This window comes from Mesorhizobium sp. CO1-1-7 (assembly GCF_020164885.1).
GTDB lineage: Bacteria > Pseudomonadota > Alphaproteobacteria > Rhizobiales > Rhizobiaceae > Mesorhizobium > Mesorhizobium australicum.
In genome coordinates, this window is sequence record NZ_JAIUHA010000015.1 from 115,304 (window position 1) to 121,503 (window position 6,200).

Annotated in this window: 5 protein-coding genes; all 5 read right to left on the reverse strand. The window is 61.1% G+C overall.

Features of this window, described 5'->3' with window-relative positions; translation table 11 throughout:
* Positions 1-90: 90 nt before the first annotated feature.
* The 5 genes from LB516_RS27650 to LB516_RS27670 all read right to left on the reverse strand — a co-directional run bounded on the left by LB516_RS27650 (position 91) and on the right by LB516_RS27670 (position 5,956).
* Positions 91-1,224 carry a glycosyltransferase family 9 protein gene (locus LB516_RS27650; protein WP_224720733.1) on the reverse strand — a complete coding sequence of 378 codons (1,134 nt, stop codon included), beginning with the start codon at positions 1,222-1,224 and terminating at the stop codon, positions 91-93.
* Positions 1,225-1,363: 139 nt separating this feature from the next.
* Positions 1,364-2,062 (reverse strand): hypothetical protein, encoded by a 699-nt coding sequence (locus LB516_RS27655; RefSeq protein WP_224720734.1) that lies wholly within the window; start codon positions 2,060-2,062, stop codon positions 1,364-1,366.
* Complete coding sequence (locus LB516_RS27660; protein WP_224525446.1) at positions 2,059-2,697, reverse strand: hypothetical protein; 639 nt, start codon at positions 2,695-2,697, stop codon at positions 2,059-2,061. Before LB516_RS27660 ends, LB516_RS27655 begins: the two co-directional genes overlap by 4 nt.
* Before the next feature lie 755 nt (positions 2,698-3,452).
* On the reverse strand, positions 3,453-4,433 hold the full coding sequence (locus LB516_RS27665) for a 2-dehydropantoate 2-reductase (RefSeq protein ID WP_140875953.1): 981 nt from the start codon (positions 4,431-4,433) through the stop codon (positions 3,453-3,455).
* A gap of 2 nt (positions 4,434-4,435) precedes the next feature.
* Positions 4,436-5,956, reverse strand: coding sequence for an acyl--CoA ligase (locus LB516_RS27670; protein ID WP_224720736.1), 1,521 nt, complete (start codon positions 5,954-5,956; stop codon positions 4,436-4,438).
* Between the last annotated feature and the right edge of the window lie 244 nt (positions 5,957-6,200).

Consider the following 6,200-nt stretch of genomic DNA (forward strand, 5'->3'; position numbering starts at 1 on the left):
CCTATCACCGAATTGATGATCGCACGATCTCGTCGACATAGGTCTGCAGTGCCTTCTTCACGGTTTCACGCGGGCCGGTCATCGCTGTTTCTACCGGAGTGAGTCTGTTTGATTGGCCGTCTCGTTCGCCTGTTGCCTCACTGCATCCATCAGGTCTCGTGTCGCCTGGGCGACCTTGGCAACGGGTAGTCGATGAACGCAGTACACGCCGCCCGGATTGCCGGGCTTGCACAAATCGGGCGCAATGCACTGGCAAGGCAACGGCGGCTCAACGGTGCGGTGAAGCACCCCAAGAGGTCCCCAGATGTCGGGTGGCGTGAGGCCATAAAGGCCCACAACCGGGGTTCCGACTGACGCAGCCAGGTGCATTGGGCCGCTCTCGTTTCCCAGAAAGATAAATGCATCCGCAAGCAAAGCAGTTAATGTCTCAAGCGAGATCTTACCAACAACGCTCGCCAATGGTGACGCTGCCATGTCCAAGATTGTCTGCGCGGTTGAGCCTTCATTAGGTCCACCAACCAGTAGTGACCGCAGGCCCGTCGCGGCATAAACCTCGTCGATTATTGCAGCGAACCGTTCAGGTTGCCAACACCGCCCTTCGAACCTTGCTCCAGCGTGCACAGCGACGAAAGCTTTTACAGCCAGCTTGCTTTGCGCCAGAACCTGGGTAGACGCGCTTCGCCCAACCGGTGTGGGTTCAAGCCTCGGCGTCACTTCGCGTAATTCTATCCCAAGGGCTTCAAGCGGGGACAAATACCGGTACAAATAGTGCGCGCCTCCATGACCAAAGGGTTTAGCAAATATATTAGCAGGCTGACCTTCCCAAAACTTCAGGGGCTTTTCCGGGGGGTTGTACCCAACGCGCAGCGGAGCGCCGATTGACCTGTGCAATATCCTTGACGTCTTCGAGTCAGTTACATCAATGGTGAGATCGAATTTTCGGCGACGGAGGTCAGCTACCAAGCTTGAATATTCCTTCACCCGCTGAAGCAGACTTCTACCAGCACTTCTACCGTCGAACCCGATGGCCAGGTCCGCGATATTCTGGCTGATTACGAAGTCTCGCAGGCCAGGAGCGCAGAGCATTGCTATCGCAGCGTTTGGGTAAGCGAGGCGCAGATTTCGCACGAGCACCGAAGTCAGAATGATGTCCCCGATGTACTTCGTCTGAATAACGAGAATGGACTTGATAGTCTGCCGATCAACCATCGAGATATTCAGCACACCAACCTCCTGGAGGGCGGGTAATGTTGGTCGTTGGTCGGTTCGCAGCTCCGAGAAATGGATATCTCATCGGAGCTAGATCATCTTTGCTATAGCGTTCGGGACAGCCCATGTTGCAAGCTCCCCTAAGAAGCACTCGTCATGGCATCTGTCCCTGCCACAAGGGCAATCCAGTTTCCGCAGCGAAGTCCCTATCCTCTGCGTAGATTGGCTCGCCTCTACTCACTACCAGCCGAAGCAAATCCGCATCTTCGTCGGCATGATATCGAAAGGCATTTCGGGTGTCGTATCCATGCCCAGCCTGGGACAGGGAAAACCCGCTGACTACAACAGGGGCGAAACCGGCGAAACGCGTCAACATGATCGCGAAGGCTCCGGTGGAGATTTTCCGGTGCCAGCTGCGGGACACATGATATTTGCCGCTAAGCCGCCAGACGATGTTGGCAAGTTGCCATTTGGTGAGCGCCTGCAAGGTATCAAAACCATAATTGAAGGTGCGACAACCAGCTTTCAGCTTGTCTTCAACGTCCGGCCAAACCGGCACGATCAGATGTTTCGCCTGCCGTCCCTTTAACAAATCGCGCTTGTAGAAGTCCTGTTCGCTCGCGCCGACTAAAATGCCGCGGCGGATGACTGCGATATCAGGAAGGCGGAGGCCGAACGTTTCCGCCAAAAGCTGGGAAGCATTGACGGTCACAAGTGCCCAATCGACACCATGTCCCTCCGGGAGGCGAAAATTCGGCGCCGACCCCATCACCAAGGCGGGACCAGTGGCCCTGGGCAACCGAAGAGTTGGCGTTGAGAAGATTGGCAAGAAATCCAAAAGCGGAGTTTTCATGCGGGAACCTGAACGGCATGTTCCTCAAACGCGCGCAGAATGCTCTCTTCTCGCCTCCACAATTCGTCCCATTGCGTGGTGCCGGACCAGCCCGCAAACCAAGGGCCGCCGAGCGTGTAGTGCGCCAGCGAGACATCGGCCGGATCGAGTTCCGAAGCCGAAGCCCCTACGAGGTAGTTCCATGCCAGAGGCAATTCCCCGATCTCGTGGTCCTCAAGCCATTTGAAGGCGTGGAGGTCACGTCCAGGCCACGTATTGAGCATCTCGTTGGTCAGCCGTTTGTTGGAGGGATGATCTAGATTCCACAAAACGACCGACGACCAGTTTTTGCGGCGATAGAACGTCTGCATTTGTCCGTCCATCTTGACCGCTTCGGATTCGCGTTGCTGGTGCTTAACCGCCATAATCGCGTAGGAAGGATCGACTAGATCGAGCAGCTTGGCTGGATCCTTCAGAAACAGGACATCACAATCGCAGAACATGGCCCAGCCGCCTTGCCTTATAAACGGAACGGCAAAGCGCGATATGGCAAACTCTGTCGCCATCGGCGCCTCGGAAATCGGGCACCAGAGCTTACCATCCCGTACCACCATCGGTCGCTTCATAATTCCTTGGGCTTCAAGGTCTTTGAGCACCAATGGTAGTATCTGCAACGGCGTGCTTGTCCGCCGATAAGCGCTCCATCGCGCTACGTCTAGAACGCGGGATTCCCGTGGATCATAGCCGATGTAGATTGGTATCATGCCGCAACCTTATAATTTTGCAAATTTCCTCGAATTAAGCAGGGAAGCACTGCAAGCGGAAGGCCGAAGTACAGCGGATCACTTGGTCACGGTGGCGAGCGTGCACGGTGATCGGCACCAAATGCGCTATTGGAAAAGATCTCGGGAGAAGCGGGCCACGGCCTCTTCCCCGTCCTTGGCGTACCAAGGGTAAATCGTAGTCTTCGGCATTGCGCGTTCCTTTCAATCTGAAGTCAGCGTTCGTTCCTACCCTCTGAAGTAGGTCGCCAACTGTTTTTCTCCACCTTGCGGAAAAAAGTCGGCAGAAGCAGCTATCCACTCCGCGTCGGAGCGCAAATATCTTGACAGAACCCGGCCGCGGCTTGGCCGAGCCCGATCGTGCCTACCGGCTGTGGAACCTTGGCCCTGCAACGCTTTACAAGCGGGAACTAAGGACAAGTCGACATCACACATGGGTTACGGCTAGGTACGGTCCTGGCGCACCCGTCACGTCTGATGCGTCGTCACCAACGCCCGCTTTTCGGCGGCGGCACAGCTGACTTCGATAATCGAGATGAGGCGCAAAGCGGCCGTCCAACCGGTAGAGTTATGGACGTCTCTCTCCGGTCATTCGGGACGGCAGGCACTAACCGATGTCGGGTTCCTATTCACCCATAACACCCCCGCTCCACCGCCAGCCTCTTCACCAACGCCAGCACCCCATCGATCGCCGGCGTCGGCTTGCCCGTCAGTCGCCCAAGCTCCTGCACGGCGCCTACCAGCGCGTCGATCTCCATGGGCCTGCCGCGTTCCAGGTCCTGCAACATCGAGGTCTTGTGCTCGCCGACGTCGCCGGCGCCCTTGATGCGGCGGTCGACGTCTATGGGGAAGCGCACGCCGAGGCTTTCGCCGATCGCCTGCGCTTCCAGCATCATGGCGCGGGCGAGCATGCGGGTGCCCTCGTCGGCGACGATCGCGGCAAGCGTCGAGCCGGTCAGCGCCGAGATCGGGTTGAAGGAGAGATTGCCCCACAATTTTATCCATATCTCTGCGCGTATGTCCTCGCGCACCGGCGCCTGCAGGCCGGCCTTGACCATCTCCCCGGCCAGGAGCGTGACCCGTTCGCTCTTCTCGCCCGAGGGTTCGCCGAGCGAGAAGCGTTTTCCTTCGACATGGCGGATCAGGCCGGGCGCATCGACCTCGACGGCGGGGTAGACCACCGAGCCGATGACGCGCCGCGGGCCGAGCCGGTTCCAGATCGTGCCGCCGGGATCGACCTGCTGCAGCCTTGTGCCTTCGAGCGCGCCGCCGGTTTTATGGAAATACCACCAGGGAACGCCGTTCTGCATGGTGACGACCGATGTGTGGTCCCCAAGCAGCGGGGCGATCTGGTCGAGCGCGGGCGCGACGGAATGCGCCTTCAGCGCCAGCACGACATAATCCTGTTCGCCAAGCTCTTCCGCCTTGGCGGTGGCCCTGGCCGGGGCGGTCGTTTCGTGTCCGTCCTCGATCAGGCGCAGGCCATTGGCCTTGATCGCGTCGAGATGCGCGCCGCGGGCGACGATCGACAGCTCGGTGCGGCCGGCAATCGCCAGCTTGGCCGCGAGATAGCCGCCGATGGCGCCGGCGCCGAAGATGGTGATCTTCATGATCAGAGCCCGAGCTTGGCGGCGAGCCCGATGCGCTGCAGCTTGCCGGTCGCGCCTTTGGGGATCTCCTCCAGGATCAGCACCTTGCGCGGCACCTTGAAGTCGGCGAGCCGCATCGCCGCGTGGGCGCGGATATCGCCCTCGCTGGCGCTCATGCCTTCGCGCAGCACCACGGCCGCCGCCACCTCCTCGCCGAGCTTGTCATGCGGCATGGCGAAGGTGACGACCTGCGCCACCGCCGGATGATCCATCAGCACATTGTCGACCTCGAGCGGCGAGATCTTCTCGCCGCCGCGATTTATGATCTCCTTCAGCCGGCCGGTGACCCTGAGATAGCCGCCATCGTCGAGCACGCCCTGGTCGCCGGTGTGGAACCAGCCATGCGCGAAGGCCGTGGCGTTGGCGTCCGGGTTCTTCTCGTAACCTGAGGTGACATTGGGGCCGCGAATGACGATCTCGCCCGTTTCGCCGGCCTGCATTAGCCGGCCGTCCGGCGCCATCACGGCGACTTCGGGTCCGCCGGCGGCACCGACGCTGCCCGGCTTGCGCAGGCCGGGCGGCAGCCGGTTCGACGCCATCTGGTGCGCGGCCTCGGTCATCCCGTAGGATTCGATGACCGGGCAGCCGAAGGTCGCCTCGAGCTCGGCCATCACCTGCGCCGGCAGCGAGGCCGAGGACGAGCGGATGAAGTGCAGGCGTGCCGCCGCCAATGCTTCGGCGTTGCGCGCCGCGCGCGCCAGGATCGCCTGGTGCATGGTCGGCACGGCCGTGTACCAGCTCGGCTTGGCGTCACTCAGCCACTGGAAGAAGCGCAGCGCGTTGAAGCCTGGCGTGCAGTAGATGCTGCCGCCCGAGGCCAGCGACGACAGCACCGCCGCGATCAGCCCATGGATGTGGAACAGCGGCATGATGTTGAGGCAGCGGTCATCCGCCGTCAGGCCGAGCGTGGCGCCGATATGGCGGGCGGAGGCCGCGACATTGGCATGGCTGAGCGGCACCAGCTTGGGGCGTGACGTCGTGCCGGAGGTGTGCAGCAAAAGCGCGATGTCATCATCTCCAGCCATGGCGGGCGCCGCTTGCGGTCCGACCGCCGCGCCTTCGATGGTGAAGCTGCCGGCCGGCGCGTCTGGCGGCACGACAAGCCGCAGCACGCCAATGCCGAGGCGCTCGGCCACAGTCACGGCAGGGCCAGTCTCGGTCTCGGCGACCAGGATCGCCTTGGCGCCGATGTCGGTGAGGTAAAAATCGAGTTCGTCCGCCCGGTAGGCCGGGTTGAGCGGCGCCGTCGAGGCTGTGGCGGCGACAGCGATGAAAGCCGTCGCCATCTCCGGCCCGTTGGGCAGCACGATCGCCACCCGGTCGCCTCGGCCGATGCCGCGTGCATGGAGCTGCGTGGCGGTGGTGGCGATCAGCGCGCGCAGCCTGCCATGGGTCAGCGTCGGCCTGTCGGGCGCCAGGATCGCCGGCGCGTCGTCGGCGCCGGCGACGAGGCGGTGGGAAAGGTCTGTGTGGATTTGGGTCATGGTCACCAGCTATGTTTCAAGACTATGGCTTGCGAAAGTCCATCTGATGTCAGCGCCGCCCCTCGTTGCCCTGCCGGGCATTTCTCCCCGTATAGGGACGGGGAGAAAGGGGCAGTTTCGGTCTCGGCGCCTGTTCAGCGTGGGCGATTGGCGAAAGTGTCAATGACAGCTGTCCAGCCGATAGATGGGTTACAGAATGAACCGGATACATAGGTAACAGTTCTCCCCCTATGCGTCCGCCGCA

Bases quoted from the DNA above. Each gene is read 5' to 3' on its own strand.
- LB516_RS27655 (WP_224720734.1), bottom strand. From the start codon at position 2,062: ATGAAAACTCCGCTTTTGGATTTCTTGCCAATCTTCTCAACGCCAACT.
- LB516_RS27665 (WP_140875953.1), bottom strand. From the start codon at position 4,433: ATGAAGATCACCATCTTCGGCGCCGGCGCCATCGGCGGCTATCTCGCG.
- LB516_RS27670 (WP_224720736.1), bottom strand. From the start codon at position 5,956: ATGACCCAAATCCACACAGACCTTTCCCACCGCCTCGTCGCCGGCGCC.